Source organism: bacterium (genome assembly GCA_030693205.1).
Lineage (GTDB): Bacteria > Patescibacteriota > Minisyncoccia > JAHIHE01 > JAHIHE01 > JAHILZ01.
The window spans coordinates 117497-141830 of the sequence record JAUYBG010000010.1 but is presented as its reverse complement, the minus strand read 5'-3'; the positions used below and the strand labels follow the sequence as shown (position 1 = coordinate 141830).

The window sequence follows — 24334 nt, the reverse complement described above, 5'->3', positions numbered from 1 at the left end:
GAATTTATCATTTAACAAGTATTTATTACTGTGGATACTCTAAAGCCGGTTATCAAAATAGAGAACTTAAATGTAGTTTACAATAAAAAAACTACCAATGAGTTTTGGGCGTTGCAGAATATTAACATAGAGATCTATCCCAGGGAATATATAATTTTTTTTGGGCCATCGGGATGCGGAAAATCAACGCTCTTGAACAGCATTGCCGGATTGGAAATGAACAAAGAAGGAAAAGTGTTTGTGGATGATAAGGACATTTCTACCATGAACGAAGATGAATTAGCGGCTTTCCACCGGACCAGGATCGGGATGATTTTTCAGGTTTATAATTTGATCCCTTCGCTTTCCGTGCTGGATAACGTGACTTTGCCGCAAGTTTTTATGGGTGTGCACAAGGAAGAGAGAGTCAAAAGAGCGAAAAGTTTTTTAGAGAGATTCGGAATTTTAGAGCATGCCGATAAGATTCCGACAGAGCTTTCCGGCGGACAGCAGCAGAGGATCGGCATTGCCCGGTCTTTGGTGAATGATCCGAAAATATTGCTTTGCGATGAGCCGGTAGGAAACTTGGATTCCGTTTCTTCCGTCAAGGTTATGGAGCTTTTGAAAGAATTGAATGAAAAAGAAGAGAAAACATTGATTTTGGTCACTCATAATCCGGAACATCTGGTTTATGCCAATCGCATATTTTATATTAAGGATGGGAGAGTTGAGAAAGAAGTGGTAAATAAAGAAGTCAGGCCCCAGATGGTGTTAAAGGAAGAGAAACAGGCTGAAAGCGCAAAAGCGACCAGTGGTTTTGAAGAAAAGATCACCAAAGAGCTTGAGTTATTGCAAAGATCTTTTCCCGGCTTGTCTTCCACGCAATTAAATATGCTTTTGATTCCTTTTAAGTCGAAACTTTTGGCGAATTATTTATTAAGCGATTATGATGTTGATGAAATTGCCAGGATCGAAAATATAGTTCATGATCGATTGTCGGGAAGAATGAATAAGGAAGAGTTGAGATTTAAGCTTGATGCGGATTATGAAAGAGGAGGCGCAGGCTTAAACAGCATGACCGCGATGCGTCTGGGAAAGGTGGTTGAAGATGTTATAGCCAAGACCGAAACTATTATCAAAGGAAGAAGAGGCGGGGCCGGAGACGGGCTATTAGCAAAAAACATGAACCAGGAACATCCCGAATTTAAAGCTATTTGGAGTCAAATTACGGAATTAAGATACAGTTTTATTGATCCCTTGAAAGGAGATCTGACGGATAGGCAAATAATCAGAATGGAATCCGCGATATATAATCGATTGATCGGCGATTTTGACAAAGGATCTTTTTATGAAATGCTTGATAGGCCTTTTGAACAGGGAGGGGTCGGCCTCAATAAAGTTACCGCAAAGAAAATGACCCGCGACCTGGAAATGGTTATGCTTTTAAGCTATGGATTCTAATATCTCATTTAAAAGGGCTTGTCCCGCACCAATTCTTTAGATAATCTTGCCTTTAAGATAAAGTAAGCCGAAGGCGATACCGAGATGCTTAACTAATTTATACGTTATACTTATTTCGGAATTTGGTGCTGGGATTGACAAAAGTCTATTTTCTGTTAAAATAAAGTGGCAACAATTAAAGCAAGTTGGATAGTTACCCCTCGCTTTTTTATAAAGATGAGGGGAGGAAAGTCCGAGCTCCTGCATTCGTTTTTTAACGGATGTAAAAATGACAGTCGATAACGTCGACCAAGGGAAACCTTAGGGAAAGTGCCACAGAGACAATACTAACCAGTGCCTTGCACTGGAAATTCCAAAACCCAATTTTCAAATTTCAAACAAATTCCAAAGCACAAAAATTCAAACTCCAAATAATTTGGTTTTGAAAATGAGATTTGTGATTTGTTTGGGATTTGGGATTTGGTGCTTGGAGCTTCCGTTGCAGGGCATTGGCAAAAGGTGAAAAGTTAAATGAGGTTTTTCGCAAGAAATGCCACATTTTTTCCTTACCGGCAACGGTAAAGCGATGGTAAACCCTGTCAGGAGCAAGAGCAAAGTTCGCGCTTCGCGCGAATTAAAAGTAGCTCGCTTGACCCCATGAGCAATTTTGGGGCTAGATAGATTACTATCCATCCGTTTTGCAAAAGGCGGAGGACAGAACTCGGCTTATAGACTTGCTTTGATCATTGCTTATCGGGAATTAATGGTAATTGCCGTTTTGGAGGTAATATTTCATAATAAAACTGTATGAAAAAGGCAGAACTAGTATTTAATATGTTATTAGTGCCGGTAGATTTTTTGATGTTTTTTTTAGCCGGCGTGGCTGCGTATCTCTTGCGCTTTAACAAAAGTCTTACCGATATCAGGCCAGTTGTTTTCGATCTGCCGTTTGGCAGTTATGCGGTCCTCGCGCTAGCGGCGGCATTTTTTTTTATAGTCATTTTTTCTTTGCTGGGGCTTTATAGTTTTAAAACAAAAAGAAAATTAAGAGAAGATTTTTCAAAAATATTGATAGGCGTGACGCTCGGCGTATTGACGCTGGTTTTTTTTACTTTTTTGACAAGAGACCTGTTTTCTTCCCGTTTTATTATTTTAGCCGCTTGGCTTTTCGCCATAACTTTTGTTTTCGCCGGCAGAATAATTTTGGAAAAAACCAGAAGACATATGATCGGAAAGTATGGATACGGAGTTCATAAGGTTTTGGTGATCGGCCAAAACCAGGCAAGCGCGGATCTGGTAAGGGAATTTCAGACAAATCTTTCGCTTGGGTATCGGTCGATCGTTGACAAGAAGCAATTTTCGATGGATTCTTTTAAAAAAAGCTACAATGCCGTCAGGTTTGACGAAGTAATTGTCGCTGATCTGGCCATACCGCGGAATATCCTTGTTGAACTTCTGGAATATTGCCAGGTTTATCATATTGATTTTAAATTTATTCCCGATCTTTTTCAGGCCAAAACGATCAACGTGGACGTGGAAACGATCAAAGGCATTACGCTGGTTGAAATTAAAAAAACTCCCTTGGACGGATGGGGAAAAATAATCAAGCGGGCTTTTGATATTGTCGGGGCGATTTTTGGAATTATTATTTTTTCTCCCGTGATGATCGTTACGGCTCTGATCTTAAGGCTTGAGTCGAAAGGCCCGGTTATTTATTACAGCGAAAGAGTCGGTGCCAAAGGAAATTTTGATGTTTTTAAATTTCGTTCGATGAAACTTGCTTATTGCACGGGGAAGCAATTTGGCGTTCAGAATGAACAAGCGCTTCAGTATGAGAAAAAATTAATTAAAGAAAAAAACACGAGGCACGGAGCGATTTATAAAATCAAAGACGACCCGAGAGTGACAAGCTTCGGCAAATTCATACGCCGCACCAGCATTGATGAGCTGCCGCAGCTTTTTAATGTTTTATTGGGACAAATGAGTTTGGTGGGACCGCGGCCTCATCAAGCCAGAGAAGTGGAAAAAAACGGCAGTTATTACAGAAAAAACCTGGAGATCAAACCGGGTATTACCGGATTGGCGCAAGTTGGCGGGCGTTCGGATCTTAGCACGAACGAGGAACTTGATCTGGATAATTATTATCTGTCCAATTGGTCTTTTTGGCTCGATATGAAAATACTTTTTAAGACCATACCGGCGGTGATTAACAAAAGAGAGGCGGAATAATGAAAATAGCCTTAGTTCATGATTATTTAGTGCAATATGGCGGCGCCGAAAGAGTGCTGGAGGTTTTTAGCGAAATTTTTCCTTATGCTCCGATCTATACTTTGGTTTACGATAAAAATATTTTTAAAAACAGGTTTGGCCGTAAAAAGATCTATACTTCTTTTTTGCAATCCTTGCCGCTGTCAAAATCGCATCATCGCTCTTTTCCGATTTTAATGCCCATGGCGATCGAGAGCTTTGATCTTTCTTTTTACGATATTGTTTTGTCCGATTCAAACAGCTATGCCAAGGGAATAATCTCTAATTCCGGAACGCTGCATATTTGTTATTGCCACACGCCGATGAGATACGCGTGGGATGATTATTACAGCTATACTGAAAATTTTTCCGTCGCGAAGCTGATCAGGAAGGCGATTCCGCTGGCGATGAATTATATCAGGCTTTGGGACAAGATTTCCGCCGATCGCGTCGATAAATTTATCACCAATTCAAATTTTGTCGCCAAGCGCATCGCGAAATATTATCGCCGTTCGGCGGAAGTGATCTATCCTCCGGTCAGTTTGGCGTTTTTCAATCCGGACAAGAAAATCAAGAAAGAGGATTATTTTTTAATTGTCGGAAGACTGATTCCGTATAAAAGGTTCGATTTGGTGGTCGGAGCGTTCAATACTTTGGGCTTGCGGCTGAAAATAATCGGAGATGGCCCGGAAATGCAAAGATTGAAAAAAATGGCAAAATCGAACATAGAATTTTTGGGCTGGCAGTCCGATGAAGAGATTCGGGATCATTACGCCAAGGCGAAAGCTTTTCTTTTCCCTCAGGAAGAAGATTTTGGCATTGTCGCTCTGGAGTCTTTGGCTTCCGGCACGCCGGTTATCGCGTATCGGGGAGGCGGGGCGCTCGAGATCGTCAAGGAAGGCATAAATGGCATATTCTTCGATGAACAGACTGTGGATGCGATCGTTGGCGCAGTCCGCGATTTTAAGGACAAAAACTTCGATGGTGAAAAAATAAAGGATAGCGTCAGGAGTTTTGATAAGGAAATTTTTAAGAAAAAAATAAAAGAATTTGTGGAAAGGGAATGGGTAGAATTTAAAAAAATAAATAATTTTAAATTTTAATTTATTGTTATGGAACTAAAAGAATACATTCGAATTTTTAAAAAAGAAAAAAACTTAATTAGCATTTCGATCTTGGTTTTATTTTTTCTAGTGTTGGCGTTCTCTCTTTTAAAAGAAGTATCTTATGAAAATGATATGCTTTTGCTGATTTCCCGAAGTGGGACGCAAAAGACGGAGTATTATAAATATGACGGCTATTATGCCGTTCAGGCGTCCGATGTTTTCGCCGACAACATCAGCCAGTGGCTCGCGAGCGCTTCAGTCGCCAATGAAATTTATATTCGGGCCAAAGCGGAAAATGAAATGAGAAGTCTGAAAGACTATTCCAAAATTTTTAAGGCGGATAAGCTTTCCAGCCAGTATGTCAGGGTGCGTTATCAGACTAAAGACGAAGAAACGGCAAAAAGTTTGGCTCGCGCGATGACGGATGTTTTGCAGGAAAAAGCGGATCTGCTTTCCGCTTCCAGCGCCGAGCAGATTGGCTTTCAGGTAATTTATTCCGACCCGCTTTCGGTCGAAAAGAAGAGTGATCTTTTGCTAAATGGAGTTTTAGCTGTTGTTGCGGGGTTGTTTTTGGGAATATTTATGGCGCTAGGGAAGAATTATTTTTCGGGTGAGAAGTAAAAAGCAAAAGCAGTATCTTGATTTTTCTAATTTATCTGCCAATACTTATTTTTTCTTTAAAGACGTTCAGCTGATACCTTTTGCTAATAATTATTTTTTTCATGCTTCACTCGAATTTTATCGCCTTTTTTCTAAAAAAATAATAAATTGTTTTACGAAGGCGATAAAATGCGCTTTTGCAGAAAAAATAAGTATTGGCAGATATGATCCTAGTAATTTTATTTTATGATAATCGGCATTGATTTACGGGCAATCGGGCAGGGAAAATATTCGGGCGTGGAAGAATATGCTTTAAATCTCCTTAACGCTCTTTTTAGCATTGATCATAAAAATAAATACCTGTTATTTAGCAGCGGCCAGAGCATAAGCAATCGTTATTTGGATTTTTCCCAAAAAGCGAAAAAAAATAATTCTAACATTGACCTCTGCCGCTCGTCTATTCCCAATCGTATTTTGAACGCTTCATTCAAGGTTTTTTCCTGGCCTAAAATCGATAAATTAATGAATGGCGCGGATATTGTGTTTGAGCCGAATATTAACCTGCTCCCGTCTTTTAAAGCAAAAAAAGTCGTTACTTTCCACGATCTTTCTTTTGAAAAATACAGCAATTTTTTTTCTCCCAAGCAGATTTTTTGGCATAATTTTGTCAATCCCAAAAAAATTGCCCGGGAAGCGGATTTTATCATTGCGGTTTCCGAATCGACGAAGAACGATCTTCGGGAGATCTACGGCATTCCGAAAGAAAAAATAAAAGTAATTTATTCCGGAGTCTCCTCCTGCGCTCCTCTTTCGCCAAAGGCTTCAGAAGGACACAGTAAAACTACGGAGGATAAAGGGTCAAAAATTAAGGAAATTAAAATTAAATATAATTTGCCGGAAAAATATATTCTGTATTTGGGAACGATCGAGCCGCGCAAGAATATCATCGGGCTGATCAGGGCTTTTGAATTATTTAAAAAAAGCCATTCGCCATCGGCTTTAAGCCATAAGTTATTGATCGCCGGTTCCAAAGGGTGGCTTTGCGAGGACATATTTTATGCCGCTGGCCATTCCGCCTGGAAAGACGATATAATTTTTACCGGTTTTATCGCGGATGAGGACAAGGCGTATTTATATAATCTTGCGAGTTTGTTCGTTTACCCTTCTTTCTATGAAGGTTTCGGTTTTCCGCCGCTGGAAGCGATGGCAAGCGATGTGCCAGTGATCACTTCTGATTGTTCGTCTTTGCCGGAAGTGGTCGGAGTTTCGGCCATAATGGTCAATCCTTACAATAGCGGCCAGCTTGCCCGGGCAATGGAAGAAGTTCTAGGCAATGAAAAATTAAGAGAAAAAATGATCTTAAAAGGGCGCGAACAGGCTAAAAAATTTTCCTGGAACAAATGCGCGAGAGAGACGCTGGAGATTTTTGAGTCGGTAAACAAAGGTTAGCTTTGCCGGAATAGTTTGAAAGCAAGCCAGTTTATCGGTATAATAAGAGCAGGATTTTAATAATTTCTAAATTTTCGAGTTGATTAAATTATTGTATAATGCTACAATAACTATTGTAAGAATTAACAATAAGAATTATAATAATATGTTTAACCTTAAATCAGAAATTACCATTAAGGCGCTAAGATATTTTTTTATAAATCCGAGCAAGAAAAATTATATCAACGAACTGGCGCGAATTTTGGAAGCTGACCCGGGAAATTTAAGCCGAAAACTGCAAAAATTGGAAAAAGAGGGAATTTTAAGCTCGGAATTTTCAGGCGAGCAAAGGTATTATTTTATCAACAAGAATTACCCTTTGCTTAAAGAAGTAAAAAAAGCTTTTGAATTGAAATACGGATTGGGAGATATGATTGCCTGTAGCTTAAAGAAAATTAAAGGAATAAAAGAAGCTTATATTTTCGGTTCATACGCCAAAGGAGATTTTGAAGCGGAAAGCGATATTGATGTTTTGATAATCGGCGATCATCAGGTTATGGAAGCGGCAAAAGCGCTGCTGCCAGTACAGGAAAAAATCAGGCGCGAGATTAATGTTGTCGATTTAACCGAAGAGGAATTTGCCAAAAGGAAAAAAAATAAAGATGAATTTATAACTAATATTTTTAGCGGTAAAGCAGTTAAAATTTTATAAATATGTTTAAAAAACAAGAATTTACCGATAGGCAAATTGAAAATTATTTTAATTCGGCGCTCAAGGATTTTAAAATTGCCCGCGATTCGGATATTCCTGAGATTATTTTTAAATTTTCCTATGATAGTTTGCTTAAAATCGCGATTGCGGTCTGCGCCAAGAATAATTTGAGAGTCAGGTCGCGGGTCGGGCATCATATTGATTTAGTTAAAAAATTATCCGAATATTTAGGCGATGAAGATATTTTCGCGATGGGCAATGAAATGAGAAAGAAAAGAAATTTTGATTTGTATAGCGGAGGCGTTTTGATTACGAGAAAAGAGTCTTTGAGTTATAAAGAATGGCTGAAAAAAATTGTTTTGCAGGTGGAGGAATATTTAAACGCCGGACAAAAATTATTTTAAGGTGGTAGAATTGGCGCGGGTGGATCAAGTTTGAAAGCAAGCCAGTTTGGCGGTATAAGCGGTATAATAAGAGCGTATTCCGGGTTCAATAATCATGAATTTTCAATTTTGGCTTTTGCATTAAGTTTTTATTATGCTATAATATAATTATGATTAAACAAAACTATAAATATATTTCAGCCGCAGGGCTGAATTACGAGAGAGAGAGAGAGAGTAAACAAGGCTCGCCGAGTTTTATCTTTTTCAAATTACTCATCAATATAGCGTCTTTTTTATGACGCTTTTTTGATTTTTTAAATCTATGCTTTAATTAATCGGTTTAATAATAAAACTATGAGAATTTTTAATAAACAAAATTTATCCAGCGGGTTTAAAAGCGGATTAACCGTTTTAATTTCGATTTTGATTATTTCTATGGTTGTTAAAGCCGGCACTATTACTCCGCCATCGGGCGGAAGCGAACCTGCCGCGAAATTTTATACTATTTCAGAAATTTACACGCGGCTAACTACTAATGCCACGGCAACTGAAGGCGGTCATAGTTTTGCTTTTTCGGATAACTTGGAAGGAACCGGCCGCACTTTGACCGAAATTTATAATTCAATTCCCACTATTGTCGACAACACTGTCAAACTCGGAACATCATATCTAGGCGTAGCCGGCACTTATAATGCTGATAATTTATCAACAGCAACGGTTAAAAAAGGAACGGCCTTTGGCGTTTCTTCCACAGGCGCTTATTCCGGCTATCCGGGCACAGCATGGTCTGGCACTAGCATAACTCAAGCCGCCTGCGACGCCCAGAACCCGGCTTGGTACTGGTTTGAAGATGGTAACGGCGATGGCGACACCATTGATCCCGAAGACGGTGTTTGTGTTCGGGCATCAGCTGTCACTTCATTATCTTGGAATGGTTCAGAGCAGATTGGCTCAACGCCTATTACCGCTCAGGCGGCGACTGGCGGTTCGGCAGATTCCATTATTAAAACAGGCGCGGTTTGGACGGCGAACGCTTACGCGAATATGATTGTTAAAATCACTGCCGGCACCGCTATCAACTGCTGGGGCGTTGTCAAATTAAATACCGCTGATACTATTACCGTGTATGGTTCGTGGCTTTCTTCCGCCTATGCTTCAAATTGCGGCACGCCGGATGCCACTTCGGTTTTTGCTGTTGAAGATGACGGTTTTGCTCTTTATGATAATTCATGGATAGGTGACTGGACATGCGCCGGCAGTTTTCCAAGTGGCGCGCCCAGTTGGGGGTCTTATCCAACTTCGGCGCAAGTCGGCGTCGGCGCTATTGCTCTGGCTACCGCTGATTGCTATGACGGCATCCGAGATTTGCTACCCACTGAAGCAAGTCGCGCGGTCAAGGTTAGCACAGCCACGGCGGCAAACGCAACAAGCATAACCGACTCCTCACTTTCTTTAAACGCCAATGCATGGGTTGGGCAAAAAGCGCTTATTACTGGTGGTACAGGTTTGGGCAGTTATGGTCGAATTGAAAGCAATACGGCAACGGCGCTCACTGTGGCTGGCTGGACAGGCGGGGATCCGGCTATTGGTTCAACATTCGCGATTATTTATCTTGTTCCGCATGCGACTTACAACCCGACAACCATCGTTGATGGAGATGTTGACGACCAACTAAACGGTAATAATGGTCCGCTAACACAGGAGGTTTTGAATAATTGGAAAGGCACGAGATTGCCTACGGCTAGCGATTTTTTCGGATTTTGCGGATATAAAGACGGCGGTTCTAATTATGAAAGTACTATAGGGGCATACACGGCTGATAAAACCTATGGTAATTATGGCGGGCAAGTTGGCAGGACTGATGAATTTTTAGATTTGTCTAATAGCGGTTCTTGGGAATGGCTTTCGGAGCAGCACTACTACAAGGGTGCGAGGATAGCGGGCTATAACGCCTGTTCCTACTTCAATAATAATCTTGTCTACGGTAGCAGCAGATTTCGCGCTGTCTTCCGTCCGTAAGTTTTCTCCATTTTCCAATTTGATGATTAGACAATTTGGATATTTGAATTATTTGATTTAATTTTATGGCGCGTTATGATCATATATCCATATTTCAATCTGCGTATATTCTCACGCTGGAAATATACAAAACAACAAAAAATTTCAGCAAAGAATATAAATATACGCTGGGAGAGCGCTTGAAAAATACCGCTCATGGAATTTTGGACTTGGTGATGAAAACCAACGCGATGACGGGGAAAGAAAAATTATCAGGAATAGCCGAGATAGATTATAAAAAAGAAGTACTGAGGATTCATCTGCGTTTGGCGTTTGATTTGAAAGTTATAAGCAGAGGGCAATTGGGGGTGTTCAATGAAAAAATAGAAGAAATAGGGAAACAGCTTGGTGGCTGGCAGAAATGGGCTAATCAATAAATTATGATTATTCTATTCCTGCCAGAGTCCTTTTTTGCCACGGCAAAAGGGAGAGGGTGGAAAATGGAGATTCTAGTCCATTCCTCTGTTTTATGCAGAAGACAGGATATATGACAGGCGGCCTACGCACACTATTGCGATGGCTTCCGGATTTTAGCAAGTGGACGGACATTTGCTTTCGGAGCAGCACAACAACAATAATGCGAGGATAGCGGGCAATAACGCCTGTTCCAACTTCAATAATAATAATGTCAACAATAGCAACAGATTTCGCGCTGTCTTCCGTCCGTTAATATTCTTTATTTTTTTCTTGGTAGAACTTTTTGATTGCGGGGTTGATAATGAAAGATGAAAAAGTTTTATCAGCAGGATCCAGAAAGTTATTCAGCTCTTTAAAATATTTTTGGCAGAGATTTTTCCGAAGATATGAGCAATTGGCATGCTTGAAATGTCCGTAATAAGAATTGATAGTTGCCTGCGTTTCAAGGATAAATTCCAAAGCCGGCGTTTGATTATGGAATATTAAGGGTAGAGCGGGTTGAAAATTTTGTTTTTCTGGCCAAGGCTCGGCATCATTATTCAGCAGTTTATTGAAATAATGCAGTTTCTTTTTGAAATTAGCGATAATTCTTCTTCGGCTGAGAATATAATCGGGTTTTACGATATAACCGAGAAAATCAATGCCGCGCGAAACTGGCTGAAGAAACTGTTTTTTAGGATGAAGCGTGAGTTTTAGCCGGTTTTCAAGAAAATTTGAAATTTTATCTCGCCATTTCAGGAGAATATTTTTGTCCTCGTGAAGCAGCAAGAAATCATCCATATAGCGGAAATAATGGCGGCATTTAAGATTATGTTTTATAAATTGATCGGCTTCATTGAGATAAACATTGGCGAAAAATTGTGAAGTGTAATTGCCAATAGGCAGTCCGTTGCTTGGCGGGGCATGAAAAAAAGATTTGTTTTTTGGAATAGAGGCTAGGATTTTTCTGTCTCCCTTGATGAGATAATTGTCGGTTGGATTCTGGAAAATAATAAGCTTGGAGAGCCATAAAATATCGGTATTATTGATATGTTTTTGAACGAGCGAGAAAAGGACGAATTTATTAATGCTCATAAAAAAACTTTCTATGTCTATTTTTAAATACCATAATTTATGGATATTCGGCGATTGAATATTAAGTGCTTGCCTGAGATTTTTTATAGCTTTATGCGCGCCTTTTTCTTTACGGCAAGCGTAGGAATGGAAAATGAATTTTTTCTCCCAAATAGGCTCAAGATAGCCGACAAGCAAATGGTGGATGATTCGGTCGCGGAAGTCAGCCGCCCAAACCTCGCGGATTTTGGGATCAGTGATGGCAAAACAAGTATATTTTCCAAGCCGGTAATTCCTGTTTTTGAGCTGCAATGACATTTCAAGAAGTTCTTTTTCAAAATTTATTTCAAATTTTGCCGCGCTTGAGCTTTTTCTTTTAGTTTTCCGGCATTGGTAATAAGCGATTAGGAGATTTTCAAAAGAAAACCCCGAATAATCCTGCGGATTTGACGGGGCAGGAATATCCGAGCGCGGATTTACTCTCTCTCTCTCTCTCTCTCTCTCTCTCTCTCTCTCTGCGGTATTCGGATTTAGTGATACAATTTTCATTAGATATTAATATAAATATGAATAAAAACAAAGGCTTCAAAAACTTAATGCATTATTTCATTATACCATTTACCCCGTTAGAAATTATGAAAGTAAAAAAACAAGATAAATTAAAAAATATCATTGGTGCTGGCGCTCTAAGCTTCTTCGCGTTTCTAACGGGGCTTGTTTTTATAAGCGCTATTTTTGCATTTCCCGTTTCCGCTTCAACCACTGACGGCACTATTGACAGCGTTTATAAATACGCTTGGGAAGAAAACATTGGCTGGATAAATTTCGGTACCGCTAACGGCAATGTCCATGTGACGGATTCCGGGATGACTGGATATGCTTTAAGTGAAACTGCCGGCTGGATAAATTTAAGCAATATTATTAACGATGGCGAAGGAAATTTATCAGGTTATGGATGGAGCGAAAACACCGGCTGGATAAAATTCAATCCGGCTAATGGCGGCGTGATTATTAATTCATCGGGCGAATTCACCGGATCGGCTTTGAGCGAAAATATCGGCTGGATTATTTTCGGCGGGGACTATAAAGTCAAGACCGACTGGCGGCCGCAAAGCGCGAGGCCTTGTGTATCTTGGACATATTCCGACTGGAGCGGTTGTTCTGTCGGCCAGCAAACCAGAACTATTATTTCGTCATCTCCTTCCGGATGCAGCGGAGGAAGTCCGATTTTAAGCCAAACTTGCTCTTCCGGCGGCGGCTTGCCTCCCGCGGCTTACAATCCGCCAACTAATCCCGAAGCCGGATTTAAAATTTCCATTAATCAAGGCGCTGAATATACAAATAGTTCCACAGTTAATCTTACTTTAATTGTCGGCTCGGACACTGTTAGAATGGCAATTTCCGAATTTCCTGATTTTAAAAATGCCAGCCAGTTTCCTTTTCAACAAGAAATAAAATGGGAGTTATTGCCAATTCCCAATAGCCAAATTCCCAAACAAGGGATAAAAAGAATTTTATACGCAAAATTTTACACCCAATATGGCGTAAGCTCGCAAGTTTATTCCGATTCCATAATTATTATTGCCTCTTTGCCGGTTATTCCCGCGCCGTCTGTAATTCCTCAAGTTTCTCCTCAGTCTTCGCCAAAAGCCGCGGCAGGCGAAGCAACTCCACATCCTTCACCAAAGGCTGCGGAGGGCGAAGCCCAGCCCGCTCCTCCTCCTCCATATTTTGAAACCCCGCCGGAAAAGCCCGAGCCCGTTAATCCCGATTGGAACCTTATAAAATTGCCGGAAGTTAAAAACTTTTCTCCTCAAACCAATGAAATATCTTTTTTCACTGAAAAATTTTCTTCTTTGGCCGAAACTTTTAAAAAGCTTGGCATCTCTCAAATTTCCGATATCGCTTCCCGCGTTCCATCCGTCAGCTTTAGCATTCCCAATCTCTGGAAAATTCTCAAGCTTCAGCCGGCGGACAGCAATCCAACGCCTTTAGCTGATCTTCCCGCCAATTTAAAGGAACAAATACCCTCGGAAGTCGTCTTTGTTTCCGCCGCCTCGGGAAAAATCAATCTTGATTCTTCCTTGGTGATGGATGAGAATTCCCTGAAGCAAAAAATCTCCGCTCCTTCCTCAACCAATCTAAGTATCGCTTTTAAGCCGGATAAACCGGCCCGCTCCATCAGCGGTTATATAGCTTTGAAAAAAAGCGCGTATTCCGCCAATCCCGCGCCAGAAGGTCTCTCTTTTTGGGATGATATTTCTTCTTTTCTAATTTCTTCCGCTTCTGCTCAAGAATCCAAACCCCAAGAAGTCGAGCAGCGATTTGTCCTGGCTCAATTTCAATACTCTGACTCTGACAAAGACGGCATCTGGACTGCTGACATCCAAACTCCGGCTGTCACCGGTGAATACGAAATTATTTCTTTAATCAGCTACCAAAATCAATCAATTCCTGCCAAAGAAATCCGCTTAATCACAGTGATTGATCCGGAAGGGTATGTGTATCGCAAAGAAGCCAATGAAGAAGAAACGAGAGTTAAGAATGTGAAAGTTTCAATTTACCGATTAAATCCTGCCAATAACCAGTATGAACTCTGGCCGGCTCAAAACTTTGATCAAAAAAATCCCCAGACCACGGATGCTACCGGCAAATATTCTTTCCTGGTTCCGGCCGGTTCTTATTATCTCAAAGCCGAAGCCCCGGGCTATTATCCGCATCAAAGCGATAATTTTGCCGTTTCCGAAGCCGGCAATGTTCATATGAATTTGGAATTGAAACCTAAATTCTCGCTGGCAAGGGATTGGGAGATGATAGCGATAGCAGGACTGGCTATTGTCGCGCTTATCCTTGCTTATTTTCTGGCATATAATTTTTATCAAGATAGAAGAAGAAAAGGTTAAAGCTGTAAATAACAAATTCAAAATTTAAAATTCAAAAACAATGATAAATTTTAAATTAAAAATATTAAAACAAATTAAAAAATTGTGCAGGAAAATTTAAAAGTTTTTAAATTAGTCATTTTGAATTATTTTTAAATTTATTATTTTAAATTAAATCAACAGCTATGTCTAATAATCAAAAATTCGCATGCCTCATGGTTTTTATTTTGCTCTTAGCCGGCAACATTTATTTCGCCATTAAATATTTTTCTCAGCAAAAAGAATTGAATCAGGCAAAAAGTTCTTTGGAAGCAGTTCAATCCAATAAAAAGTATTTGGATTTCAATAAGATGTTTATTGATAAAATACTGAAAGCGAACGGCACAGTGGATATTGAAACGCGTTTGGAATTGGAGAATGCGGTGCGGAATTTAGGCGACGCGGAAATTTTAGCCCAGTGGAAAAAATTTATTGACAGCCCAGGCGAAAAAGATTCGCAGGAAGCGGTAAAAAATCTTTTGGGAATGCTGGCGGAAAAAAGCGCGTTTTAGCAAACATCACTTATAAATTTCATTATCCTTTTATACAAAGACTTTTTGACGCTTCTCCAAAGAGCGCTTTTTTATTTTGGCCGTTTTCTCGAATTCCTTCTCGTGTTATAATATAAACAATAGAACTCATTTTAAGTTTTGTCATGCTGAACTTGTTTCAGCATCTAGATCAAGCCGAAAATTCGCGATAAATCCCGAAACAAGTTCGGGATGATACAAAGAACATATTTCAGCTTAAATCAATGGCCATTAGAAAAAACTTAAAATCACTTAATAAAACAATTTTTTCGTCAAAGTATGAATAAAACAGAGCTGTTGATTAATAAGAAGATTAAACCGCATAAAATCGGTATTGATGCCAGAATGTATGGCGCGGAACAGACCGGTATTGGCAATTATATCCGGAATTTGATCATCAATTTGGCGGAAATTGATAAAAATAATCAATATGTGATTTTTTTATCGGAGAAAGAGTTTGATAGATTCCAATTGCCCGGAAAGAATTTTAAAAAAATAAAAACAGGGTCTCATTGGTATTCATGGCGGGAACAAATCGCCTTGCCGTTTGACCTTTTGGGCGAGCGGCTGGATCTCGCGCATTTTCCGCATTTCAATAGCCCGGTTTTATATCCCGGAAGGTCCGTAGTGACCATCCACGACATTACTCCTTTTTTCTTTCCGGGAAATAAAATGAACTCATTGATAAGAAGATTGGCTTTCAGGCTGGTTTTTGCCGCCTCGATCAAAAAAGCCAGCGCGGTTATCGCCGTTTCCGCTTCCACCAAGCGTGATATAATAAGGCATTTTGGCGCCAAGGAAAGCAAAATAACCGTGACCTATGAAGGGGTTAGCGACGATTTCAGGATTTTGCCAAATCGTGATAAAATAAGAGAAGAGCTAAGCGCTAAATATGGCATCGCGAAGCCGTTCATTTTTTATACCGGTGTCTGGCGCAATCATAAAAATATTGTTGGGCTGATCAAGGCCTTTGCGATTTTTAAAAAAGATTTTGGAAGCGCTTATCAGCTGGTTCTTGGCGGCAAAGAAGATCCTTTTTATCCGGAGGTTAAAAAAACAATTCGCAGTTTAAATTTGGAAAACGATATAATTTGTCCCGGCTTTATTCCTGCCGGCGAATTGTGCCAGTTTTATAATATTTGCTCGCTTTTTGTCATCCCGTCTTTTTACGAGGGTTTTGGGCTGGTGGGACTGGAAGCGTTTGCTAGCGGCGCGCCGGTAGTTGCTTCTAGAATAACTTCGCTTCCCGAGGTATTGGGCGAAAGCGCATTGTATTTTGATCCCAATGATCATCAAGAAATGGCAGAGGCGATGAAAAAAGTTTTAACCGACAGTGATTTAAGGGAAAAAATGATCAAGAGTGGACATAGAAGACTGGAAGATTTTTCTTGGCGCCGCATGGCGGAAGAAACTTATAAAATCTATCGCAAAATTTTAGAAAAAAACTTATCTCCCGAGAAGCCATAAGATTTAAAAGAAAATTATAAAATGCAAAAATATAATATTTCCAACGGAATGAATAAAAAGGAAAATGGCAATGATTTGGGTCCTTATGTGCTGGACTTGTCGAGAAAAGAGAAAGAAGTCTTGTGCGAAGCGCAACCGGTAAAAAGCAGATTTCCTTTTAAAAAAATGATCGCCGGTATAATTCTCGCGGCGTTTTTAAGCATCGCGAATTACAGCACGGATCTTTACAAAAGTTTTAGGGAAATAAAAAATAATTATCTGACGGCGAGCGCCATGAGCGAAGAAAATATTGCGGAGCTTGGCAGGCTTTTGGAAGCGGTAAATTTTCTTCCCGGAACCAAGGAAACCAAGAAAATAAAAGAGCTGGCGGGCAGTTTCGAAGAATTCAAGAGTATCTTGGGTTTTGATTGGCCCAAGAAATATCTTCTCGTCTTTCAAAACCCGTCCGAATCCAGAGCCACCGGCGGATTTATCGGGAGCGTCGGGGTTTTAAAAATCGACGGGGGAAAAGTTGAAAGCATAAAACTGAACGATGTTTATAATATCGATGGCCAGCTTATCGGGAACATTGAGCCCCCGCGGCCGATAAAAAAAATAAGCGCTGCCTGGAGCCTGCATGACTCTAATTGGTTTTTTGATTTTCCCACTTCGTCGGAAAAAATAAACTGGTTTTACGAGAGAGCCGGAGGAGAGACGATGGACGGCATAATCGCGATAAACCCGAAAGTTGTTTTGGATCTGCTGAAAGCGATCGGACCGGTAAAGGTTGAAAAATATGGCGTTGAATTAAGCGAGAAGAATTTCATTGAGCTGACATCGCGGCAGGTGGAAAGCGAATACGACAAAACCGTCAATCAGCCCAAGCTTTTTTTGGCGGATTTTCTTAAGGTGCTGAAAGAAAAGCTTGATAGTTTGCCAGCGTATAAAAAGATTTCCATTGCCAAAAATTTCATTGTTAATCTGGATCAAAAAGATATTCAAGTGAATTTTAAAGATAGCGGAGCGCAGGCATTTGTTGAAGACCATAATTGGGCGGGGAAAGCCAATTATTCCGAAAAAGATTATTTGGCCATCGTGCACTCGAGCATTAATGGCTTTAAGACCGATGCGGTGATGGATGAGGCCGCGACTTTGACGAGCGAGATAGAAGAAGACGGTTCCGTAATTAATACGCTGACGATCACGCGCGCGCACAAAGGGGATGAAAGCATGGATGATTGGTATAAGAGAGTAAATAGCGATTATCTCAGGATTTACGTTCCCCGCGGCAGTGAACTTATCGAGGCGACAGGAATGACAAAGGATGATCATTTTGTCAAAGACTCCGCGGTTGATTACAGTAATTTTGTAAAAGATGAATTATTGACAGAAACAGAAAATAGCAAAGAAGTTGATTTGAAAAATAACGTGGAAATTTTGCGCGAAGCGGAAAAGACGGTTTTTGCTTCCTGGGTTTATGTCAGCCTTGGCGAGAGCGTTACCGTTTCGTACCGCTACAGATTGCCATTCAAAGTTGATTTTGACGCTCCGCAAGCCACCGGTTCTTACAGTATTTTGTTCCAAAAACAATCCGGAGCGAGGTTGAAAACGATAAATCATGAAATTTCTTTTCCTGAAAATTGGAGAATAATCGGTAATTACGCCGATTTTACGATAAAAAACGGAAAAATATCCAAAGTTATAGACATGGAAAGCGATAAATTTTCTGGTGTTATTTTTGGAAAATAATTTATTAATAAGGATTTTGAATCTTTTTTTGGCAAAGCTCGCCAATTATTTTTTCTTGCCCGCTTCGACTCGACGAATCGAGGCGAGTATAGGGGAACCCCTGAATCCCCTTGTACAATCAAAAATAAATTGGCTTCGCTTTCAATATGTGCCGTAATTGTATTTATATAAAATGAACATATTAAAAAAAATATTTTTCAATCAAATCGATAGCCTGGCTTCTGCGGCGATTGTCCTCGGTTTTTTTTCTTTAGCCAGCAAGTTTTTAGGTTTGGTGCGGGATCGCATTTTATTCGGCACTTTTGGCACGGGAGATCAATTGGATATATATTACGCCGCTTTCAGGATCCCCGACACGATATTCAATCTTTTGATAATCGGAGCTTTGTCGGCCAGTTTTGTGCCGATACTTTCCAAATATTTTTACAGGAAGGAAGACGCTCTTGCCTGGAAGACGATCAATGACGTGATGAATATATTTTTATTTAGCGTGATTCTGGGCAGTTTTCTTTTGGCGGTATTCGCTCCGGTTCTTTTGAAATTTATTGTTCCGGGATGGAGCGGAGAAAAATTCGCAACTACTTTGGCGCTTACGAGAATTATGCTTTTAAGTCCGATATTTCTTACTATCAGTAGTGTTGTTGGCGCGGCTTTGCAATCCAGCAAAAGATTTATGATGTTTGCTTTCGCGCCGGTCGTCTATAATGCGGGAATAATCATTGGAGCGGTTTTTTTTGCGAAATCAATGGGAATTTATGGCGTAGCGCTGGGAGTGATACTGGGATCAATATTGCATTTTTTAGTGCAGCTTCCGGTTTTAATTTCTCTCGGATATAAATACAAAATTTCTTTTAACTGGAAAAACCCGGATGTCCGGCGGATTTTCAGGATAATGCTGCCCAGAACCTTGAGCTTGGGCGTGAATCAGATAAATTTTTTTATTATTACGATCTTTGCTTCATTTTTGGCTTCAGGAAGCCTGTCTATTTTTTATCTTGCCGGCAATATCCATAATATATTTTTCGGCCTTATTGGAATATCTTTTTCAGTCGCGGCTTTTCCCGCGCTCTCCGCTTTTTTGGCCAATGGCGAGAAAGAAAAATTTACCGCTGTTTTTTCCCGCACGATGAGGGAAATTATTTTTTTTATAATTCCGGCAACGGCATTTCTTGTTATTTTTAGATCCGAGATCGTCCATTTTATCGGGAGAAGAGCAGATATCGATTATGCGACCACGGAAACCAGTTTGGTTTTTCTGGCTTTGGGGCTCGCGGCGCAATCTTTGGTCTCGCAAGTAGTGAGAACTTTTTGGGCGCTGGGCGACACAAAAACCCCTTTCTACACCAGCTTGTTCGGCTTGGCGGCGAATGTCGGGGCGGCGACTTGGTTTGTTTTTTATTCCGGTTTCGGCGTGGTGGGGCTTGCGATCGCTTTTTCGTTGATGAATATTGTTAATTTTTTTATGCTGTATTTTTTCTTGAGAAGAAAAATAAATTACTTGGACGAAGCGCGTGTTGTGAAATCGTTTGGCAAAATTTTTGTTGCCAGCGCCTTGGGCGGAGCCGCGGTTTGGTTTTTGACGAGTTTATTCCCGGGCGATTTTTATAAAATGAACAGTTTGGCGCTGGCGATTCGTTTAACGGCCGGCTTTGCAGCTCTGGCGCTGGCTTTTTCGTTTTTTGCCTGGATTTTCCAGGTTCGCGAACTTTCGCTGTTTGTCCGTGCGGTCAAAAGGCGCTTGGTTAATATTTTTACCGTTAGCGCGTCGGAAGTGGATGGAGGAAGCGGAAAAATATAGCCAAAATATTAAAAATTGCTATTGTGCGCTTGGGCAAAAAAAAACGCCGGTGAAGGCGGTTTTTTGTATTGATTAAATTTATGTTTTTAGATAATATTTGCGTGTATTTGATATTGCGGCCGACATGTTGGCAAGAAGAATTAGTATGAGTGAAGGGCAACCATCGAAAGGAAAAGTAAAGTTGCTCGTTCTGTATTAAATGTGAACGAGAGATCTCAGGTATCGTAATCCAAAGGGCAAGATAGAATTAATAATTTAATTATTTTTTTGTTATGTTATATTTTTACGGATTTATTTTTCTTTTCTTCCTCTTCTTTGCGTTTCGCTTCTTCTTCCAACTTTTTCTTTTCTTCCTCTTCTTTGCGTTTCGCTTCTTCAATAGAATTTATCTGTTCGAGTGTGGATTGGTAAGAGTTAACAGATCTTACTATACATAATCCAGGTAAAGCTTCACCAGTCGCTCTATTGGCGCGATACGCAGATATGACCCCAAAAAATTTGGGTTCTTTGGTTAGAGGATCAATATAAAAAGCCGGTCCTCCACTAACACCATTTATTGCAACCCCGTCTACTAAATAAGATTCTTCTTGTCGAATTGGACAACTAATGTAGCCAGCAAAAAAACACAGCTGATCAATTGCTACTGATGGAAATCCGCACCAGCCTACTTCTACCCCTTGCTTCACTGTATGACCTTTGCTAATTAGCGATAAGGGCTTAGGTAAGATTGGCAAACTCTTTTTTTGAAATAGAATGAAAGCAAGGTCTTTGTCTGGATAACGCCAAACTACTCTGTCGGAACTTTTAAGAAGTAGCGATTTACCCGATTGGTGATGGATAATTTTTATTGGTTCTTCCTATTCATGTTCATGAGCGATAACGTGGTCAGCAGTGGCAATCCCGCAAAATCCATTCCTTTCAATATAAGAAATTTGAAATCCTGTGCCTATTCCGCTGGGCGTTTTAATTTTAAATACAAAAGGGGTGATCTTTTCTAGTGGTTCGTACCATGTAATTTGTGACATAAAAAAATAATTAAATTAATAATTTTGTTTAGCTAGTGATCGAAGCGATACTTGGATAACAATTATTATACGAACTTTCTGGTTTCAACTTTTAATTATAATATCAAATTCCAAGCGTTTTTACAAATTTAAAACACAAAAGCTGTAAAAACAATAGTAGGTTTGCATGGTTGCACATTTTAAACATTTATGCTATATTAATTTAATATGAGTAGAAAAAAAATTATAATTTCCAAAAAAGAGCTAGAGAACTTGTATTATAAAGAAAAAAAATCCAAGTATAAAATTGGGGATATATATAATTGTAGTTTTAAAACCGTATTGAATAGAATGAGAGAATATGGAATGGAACCATTATCGAGGTCTATTATACAGAGTAAATATGAGAAGAAAAATTTTTCCGGCACTAACGAGGAAAAAGCCTATATCGTTGGGTTTAGATTAGGAGATTTAAATGTTTACAAAACAACAAATTTGTCTGAGGTGGTAATTGTTCGGTGCCATACTACGAATATTGATCAGGTTGAAATTATGAAGGCGCTTTTTTGCCAATACGGACAAGTTAGCATCGCAGAAAACAAAAAAAATAAATCTTATCATATAAATTGTTTTTTAAATGAAAGTTTTAATTTTTTATTGCCCAAGGTAGACTTGGTTGAAGATTGGATTTCTCAAGATAATAATTATTCTACAGCTTTTGCCGCTGGCTATATTGATGCCGAAGGTAATATTGGCGTTTATGACGGTAGAGCGAGGTTGAAAATAGATAGTTATGATAAAAATATAATTTTTTGGTTTTATGATTGGTTTATAAAAAATAAAATTTATTGTCCGGCGCCAAGCAGAATAGCGGTAAAAAATCAAATTTATAATAAAATCTTTGGTTATAAATACAATAAAGATCTTTGGAGAATTAGGGTAAGCAAGCAGGAATCTTTGATAATTTTATTAAATATAGTTAAAAAATACTTAAAACACAAAAAAAGATTAAGAAATCTAAATGAGTGTTTACAAAACTTATATGACAGAAGTAAAAAATAACATTAGGAACTTTTCAATTGTGGCCCATATAGACCATGGAAAATCGACCTTGGCCGATCGGTTATTGGAAATTACCGGAACAGTTGATAAAAGAAAAATGTCCGAACAGTATTTGGATAGCATGGATCTGGAGAAAGAGCGCGGGATTACGATTAAACTTCAGCCGGTCAGGATGAATTACTCTTTGAACGGCACGGAATATATTTTGGATCTGATTGATACTCCAGGCCATGTGGATTTCAATTATGAGGTTTCAAGAAGTTTGGCAGCCGTGGAAGGCGCGATACTTTTAGTAGACGCGACACAGGGAATTCAGGCGCAGACTTTATCGAATTTATATTTAGCCATGGAACAAGACTTGGTGATTATTCCGGTGATCAATAAAGTTGACCTGCCGACGGCGAACGTGGAGCAGGTGGAAAAAGACATAGTAAAATTATTAGGTTGCGAGAGCGATTCGATCTTGAAAATTTCCGCCAAAAGCGGTATGGGAGTGGATAAGGTGCTGGAAACGGTTATCCGGGAAATACCCTCGCCAAAGAATAATGACGACAAGCCTTTGCGCGCGCTGATCTTTGATTCATATTACGACACCTTCAAAGGCGTGATTGCTTACGTAAAAATTGTTGACGGGGTTGTTCGCGCTGAAGATTCTGTTTATTTGATGGCGTCAGGCGCTAAGGGCGATGTTTTGGAAACCGGGATTTTTATTCCGGAATTAAAAAAGAAAGATAATTTGACCAGCGGAGAAATTGGTTGGATCGCGACGGGGTTGAAAGCGATCGAAAAGTGCCGGGCCGGCGATACGATCACAAGTTTGAAAGCGGAGAGCGGAAAACATAAGGAAGAAAAGGAAGATCAAGATATTCAAAACAATCAGACAATCGAGCCGTTGCCGGGTTATCATGAGCCCAAACCGGTAGTTTATGCCAGTTTTTATCCGGCCGAAGGTGATGACTATTTTTATTTGCGGGAAGCGCTGAGCAAGTTAAAATTGACCGATGCTGCTTTTACTTTTGAGCCGGAAAGTTCCTCGGTGCTGGGAAAAGGCTTTCGTTGCGGGTTTTTGGGATTGTTACATTTGGAAATTATGGCGGAGCGCATCAAGCGGGAATACAATATTAATTTCATCTTGACAGCGCCAAGCGTAATTTATAAAATAAAGAGAAGGAATAGCGAGAAGGGCGAGCTGGAAGAGATCTTTTCCGCGAGCCATTTGCCGCTGCCCGAAGTGATCGCCGAAATGCATGAGCCGTGGGCGAAAGTTGACGTGATCACACCGGCGGATTATATTGGGAAAGTAATGACCTTAATGGAATCTATCCGCGGCATTTATATAAAAACCGATTATATCAACGATGCTCATGTGATCATCCAGTATGAAGCTCCTCTGGCCAATATCATCACTGATCTTCACGATAATTTAAAATCAGTCAGTTCCGGTTTTGCTTCCATGAGCTACGACATTATCGGTTGGCGCAGAGGCGATCTGGTGCGCTTGGATATACTGGTAGGAGGAGACAAGGTTGAGGCATTTTCGAGGATTGTCGTGGAAAAATCGGCGATGGAGATCGGCCGCGCCATGGCGGCAAAATTAAAAGAAGCAATTCCTCGTTCGCAATTCGTCATTCCGATCCAGGCGGCGATCGGAGGAAAGATCATCGCGCGCGAAACGATCAGTCCTTACCGGAAAGATGTGACCAAAAAACTTTACGGCGGAGATGTGACTAGAAAGAACAAATTACTTGAAAAGCAAAAGAAAGGCAAGAAAAAAATGAAAGCGATGGGTCGCGTGGAAATCCCGCAAAGCGTATTTATTGAGATAATGAAGAAGTAATAATTTAATTTTCAAGCATCAAGTACCAATTTACAATGAATTTTCAATGTTTTAATTTTCAATTTTAATTGAATGTTTGAAAATTGATTCATTGGGATTTGATTGAAAATTGAGAATTGTAAATTGAAAATTTGTTAAACCTATGGTTTATTCATCAAAAGTCATCGATCATTTTACCCACCCTCGTAATATTGGGAAAATGAAAAACCCGGACGCGGCGGGCGAGGCGGGAAATCCCGTTTGCGGGGATTTAATGACAATTTATCTTAAGATCGGGAAAAGAAAGGTAGCCGGCTCGCCTCGAGTACGAGTCGAAGCAAGCAAAACCGAAGAGTTTATCAAAGACATCAAATTTGAAACTCTTGGTTGCGCGGCCGCGATCGCCACTTCTTCAATGGTGACTGAATTGGCTATGGGAAAAACTTTGGAAGACGCAATGAAGATCACGAGAATGCAAGTGGCGGATGAGCTTGGCAGTTTGCCGCCGATCAAGATGCATTGCTCAAATCTGGCTGCCGAAGCTCTGCATAAGGCGATAGAGGAATACAGGAAGAAGAAATAACA

Annotated in this window: 20 protein-coding genes and 1 other RNA gene; 18 read left to right on the top strand and 3 right to left on the bottom strand. The window is 40.0% G+C overall.

Translation table 11 applies throughout. The features are described 5' to 3' along the window. Positions 1-30: 30 nt before the first annotated feature. The 10 genes from Q8N37_02590 (at position 31) to Q8N37_02545 (ending at position 10330) form a co-directional block, all read left to right on the top strand. The gene (locus Q8N37_02590; protein ID MDP3057385.1) at positions 31-1440 is read left to right on the top strand and encodes an ABC transporter ATP-binding protein; all 1410 of its coding nucleotides are present in this window, start codon (positions 31-33) and stop codon (positions 1438-1440) included. A gap of 177 nt (positions 1441-1617) precedes the next feature. Continuing rightward, positions 1618-2164, top strand: an RNA gene (gene rnpB, locus Q8N37_02585) — RNase P RNA component class A. 62 nt (positions 2165-2226) lie between these two features. Continuing rightward, on the top strand, positions 2227-3648 hold the full coding sequence (locus tag Q8N37_02580; protein ID MDP3057384.1) for a sugar transferase: 1422 nt from the start codon (positions 2227-2229) through the stop codon (positions 3646-3648). Then, entirely contained in the window at positions 3648-4769 is a 1122-nt protein-coding gene (locus Q8N37_02575; protein MDP3057383.1) for a glycosyltransferase, read from the top strand. Before Q8N37_02580 ends, Q8N37_02575 begins: the two co-directional genes overlap by 1 nt. Positions 4770-4778: 9 nt before the next feature. Continuing rightward, entirely contained in the window at positions 4779-5393 is a 615-nt protein-coding gene (locus tag Q8N37_02570) for a hypothetical protein (GenBank protein MDP3057382.1), read from the top strand. Positions 5394-5618: 225 nt separating this feature from the next. Beyond that, on the top strand, positions 5619-6821 hold the full coding sequence (locus tag Q8N37_02565) for a glycosyltransferase family 1 protein (GenBank protein ID MDP3057381.1): 1203 nt from the start codon (positions 5619-5621) through the stop codon (positions 6819-6821). A 145-nt stretch (positions 6822-6966) separates the two neighbouring features. Next, positions 6967-7512, top strand: a complete 546-nt coding sequence (locus Q8N37_02560; GenBank protein MDP3057380.1) for a nucleotidyltransferase domain-containing protein — start codon at positions 6967-6969, stop codon at positions 7510-7512. Between the two features lie 2 nt (positions 7513-7514). Next, positions 7515-7916 carry a hypothetical protein gene (locus Q8N37_02555; protein MDP3057379.1) on the top strand — a complete coding sequence of 134 codons (402 nt, stop codon included), beginning with the start codon at positions 7515-7517 and terminating at the stop codon, positions 7914-7916. A gap of 333 nt (positions 7917-8249) precedes the next feature. Continuing rightward, positions 8250-9914, top strand: coding sequence for a hypothetical protein (locus Q8N37_02550; protein MDP3057378.1), 1665 nt, complete (start codon positions 8250-8252; stop codon positions 9912-9914). Between the two features lie 65 nt (positions 9915-9979). Then, complete coding sequence (locus Q8N37_02545) at positions 9980-10330, top strand: four helix bundle protein (GenBank protein ID MDP3057377.1); 351 nt, start codon at positions 9980-9982, stop codon at positions 10328-10330. Between the two features lie 289 nt (positions 10331-10619). Here the strand turns inward: Q8N37_02545 and Q8N37_02540 are convergent, their stop codons facing one another. Further along, positions 10620-11972 (bottom strand): reverse transcriptase/maturase family protein, encoded by a 1353-nt coding sequence (locus tag Q8N37_02540; protein ID MDP3057376.1) that lies wholly within the window; start codon positions 11970-11972, stop codon positions 10620-10622. Between the two features lie 86 nt (positions 11973-12058). On the opposite strand from Q8N37_02540, the gene Q8N37_02535 reads away from it, so the two are divergent. The 5 genes from Q8N37_02535 to murJ all read left to right on the top strand — a co-directional run bounded on the left by Q8N37_02535 (position 12059) and on the right by murJ (position 19867). Continuing rightward, a complete protein-coding gene (locus Q8N37_02535; GenBank protein MDP3057375.1) occupies positions 12059-14326 on the top strand; it encodes a carboxypeptidase-like regulatory domain-containing protein in 2268 nt (755 codons plus the stop codon). A 164-nt stretch (positions 14327-14490) separates the two neighbouring features. After that, positions 14491-14856 carry a hypothetical protein gene (locus Q8N37_02530; GenBank protein ID MDP3057374.1) on the top strand — a complete coding sequence of 122 codons (366 nt, stop codon included), beginning with the start codon at positions 14491-14493 and terminating at the stop codon, positions 14854-14856. A gap of 297 nt (positions 14857-15153) precedes the next feature. Further along, positions 15154-16341, top strand: coding sequence for a glycosyltransferase family 1 protein (locus tag Q8N37_02525; protein MDP3057373.1), 1188 nt, complete (start codon positions 15154-15156; stop codon positions 16339-16341). A gap of 21 nt (positions 16342-16362) precedes the next feature. Next, positions 16363-18069: a DUF4012 domain-containing protein gene (locus tag Q8N37_02520; protein ID MDP3057372.1), complete on the top strand. Its 1707-nt coding sequence runs from the start codon at positions 16363-16365 to the stop codon at positions 18067-18069. 172 nt (positions 18070-18241) lie between these two features. After that, positions 18242-19867: a murein biosynthesis integral membrane protein MurJ gene (murJ, locus tag Q8N37_02515; GenBank protein MDP3057371.1), complete on the top strand. Its 1626-nt coding sequence runs from the start codon at positions 18242-18244 to the stop codon at positions 19865-19867. 275 nt (positions 19868-20142) lie between these two features. Here murJ and Q8N37_02510 read toward each other — a convergent pair whose 3' ends face one another. Both Q8N37_02510 and Q8N37_02505 read right to left on the bottom strand, forming a co-directional pair. Further along, positions 20143-20601 carry a hypothetical protein gene (locus Q8N37_02510; protein MDP3057370.1) on the bottom strand — a complete coding sequence of 153 codons (459 nt, stop codon included), beginning with the start codon at positions 20599-20601 and terminating at the stop codon, positions 20143-20145. Positions 20602-20724: 123 nt separating this feature from the next. Further along, a complete protein-coding gene (locus Q8N37_02505; protein MDP3057369.1) occupies positions 20725-20892 on the bottom strand; it encodes a hypothetical protein in 168 nt (55 codons plus the stop codon). Between the two features lie 207 nt (positions 20893-21099). On the opposite strand from Q8N37_02505, the gene Q8N37_02500 reads away from it, so the two are divergent. The 3 genes from Q8N37_02500 to Q8N37_02490 all read left to right on the top strand — a co-directional run bounded on the left by Q8N37_02500 (position 21100) and on the right by Q8N37_02490 (position 24332). Beyond that, the gene (locus tag Q8N37_02500; protein ID MDP3057368.1) at positions 21100-21933 is read left to right on the top strand and encodes a hypothetical protein; all 834 of its coding nucleotides are present in this window, start codon (positions 21100-21102) and stop codon (positions 21931-21933) included. Further along, positions 21914-23770 (top strand): translation elongation factor 4, encoded by a 1857-nt coding sequence (gene lepA / locus Q8N37_02495; protein MDP3057367.1) that lies wholly within the window; start codon positions 21914-21916, stop codon positions 23768-23770. Before Q8N37_02500 ends, lepA begins: the two co-directional genes overlap by 20 nt. 142 nt (positions 23771-23912) lie before the next feature. After that, positions 23913-24332, top strand: coding sequence for an iron-sulfur cluster assembly scaffold protein (locus Q8N37_02490; protein MDP3057366.1), 420 nt, complete (start codon positions 23913-23915; stop codon positions 24330-24332). Positions 24333-24334: the final 2 nt, after the last annotated feature.

Excerpts from the sequence above, each read along its gene's own strand:
- Q8N37_02550 (MDP3057378.1), top strand. The coding sequence starts at position 8,250 with ATGAGAATTTTTAATAAACAAAATTTATCCAGCGGGTTTAAAAGCGGA.
- Q8N37_02580 (MDP3057384.1), top strand. The coding sequence starts at position 2,227 with ATGAAAAAGGCAGAACTAGTATTTAATATGTTATTAGTGCCGGTAGAT.
- Q8N37_02525 (MDP3057373.1), top strand. The coding sequence starts at position 15,154 with ATGAATAAAACAGAGCTGTTGATTAATAAGAAGATTAAACCGCATAAA.
- Q8N37_02570 (MDP3057382.1), top strand. The coding sequence starts at position 4,779 with ATGGAACTAAAAGAATACATTCGAATTTTTAAAAAAGAAAAAAACTTA.
- Q8N37_02530 (MDP3057374.1), top strand. The coding sequence starts at position 14,491 with ATGTCTAATAATCAAAAATTCGCATGCCTCATGGTTTTTATTTTGCTC.
- Q8N37_02545 (MDP3057377.1), top strand. The coding sequence starts at position 9,980 with ATGGCGCGTTATGATCATATATCCATATTTCAATCTGCGTATATTCTC.
- Q8N37_02575 (MDP3057383.1), top strand. The coding sequence starts at position 3,648 with ATGAAAATAGCCTTAGTTCATGATTATTTAGTGCAATATGGCGGCGCC.
- Q8N37_02535 (MDP3057375.1), top strand. The coding sequence starts at position 12,059 with ATGAAAGTAAAAAAACAAGATAAATTAAAAAATATCATTGGTGCTGGC.
- Q8N37_02560 (MDP3057380.1), top strand. The coding sequence starts at position 6,967 with ATGTTTAACCTTAAATCAGAAATTACCATTAAGGCGCTAAGATATTTT.
- Q8N37_02565 (MDP3057381.1), top strand. The coding sequence starts at position 5,619 with ATGATAATCGGCATTGATTTACGGGCAATCGGGCAGGGAAAATATTCG.
- Q8N37_02540 (MDP3057376.1), bottom strand. The coding sequence starts at position 11,972 with ATGAAAATTGTATCACTAAATCCGAATACCGCAGAGAGAGAGAGAGAG.
- Q8N37_02520 (MDP3057372.1), top strand. The coding sequence starts at position 16,363 with ATGCAAAAATATAATATTTCCAACGGAATGAATAAAAAGGAAAATGGC.
- Q8N37_02490 (MDP3057366.1), top strand. The coding sequence starts at position 23,913 with ATGGTTTATTCATCAAAAGTCATCGATCATTTTACCCACCCTCGTAAT.
- Q8N37_02500 (MDP3057368.1), top strand. The coding sequence starts at position 21,100 with ATGAGTAGAAAAAAAATTATAATTTCCAAAAAAGAGCTAGAGAACTTG.
- murJ (MDP3057371.1), top strand. The coding sequence starts at position 18,242 with ATGAACATATTAAAAAAAATATTTTTCAATCAAATCGATAGCCTGGCT.
- Q8N37_02555 (MDP3057379.1), top strand. The coding sequence starts at position 7,515 with ATGTTTAAAAAACAAGAATTTACCGATAGGCAAATTGAAAATTATTTT.
- Q8N37_02505 (MDP3057369.1), bottom strand. The coding sequence starts at position 20,892 with ATGTCACAAATTACATGGTACGAACCACTAGAAAAGATCACCCCTTTT.
- lepA (MDP3057367.1), top strand. The coding sequence starts at position 21,914 with ATGACAGAAGTAAAAAATAACATTAGGAACTTTTCAATTGTGGCCCAT.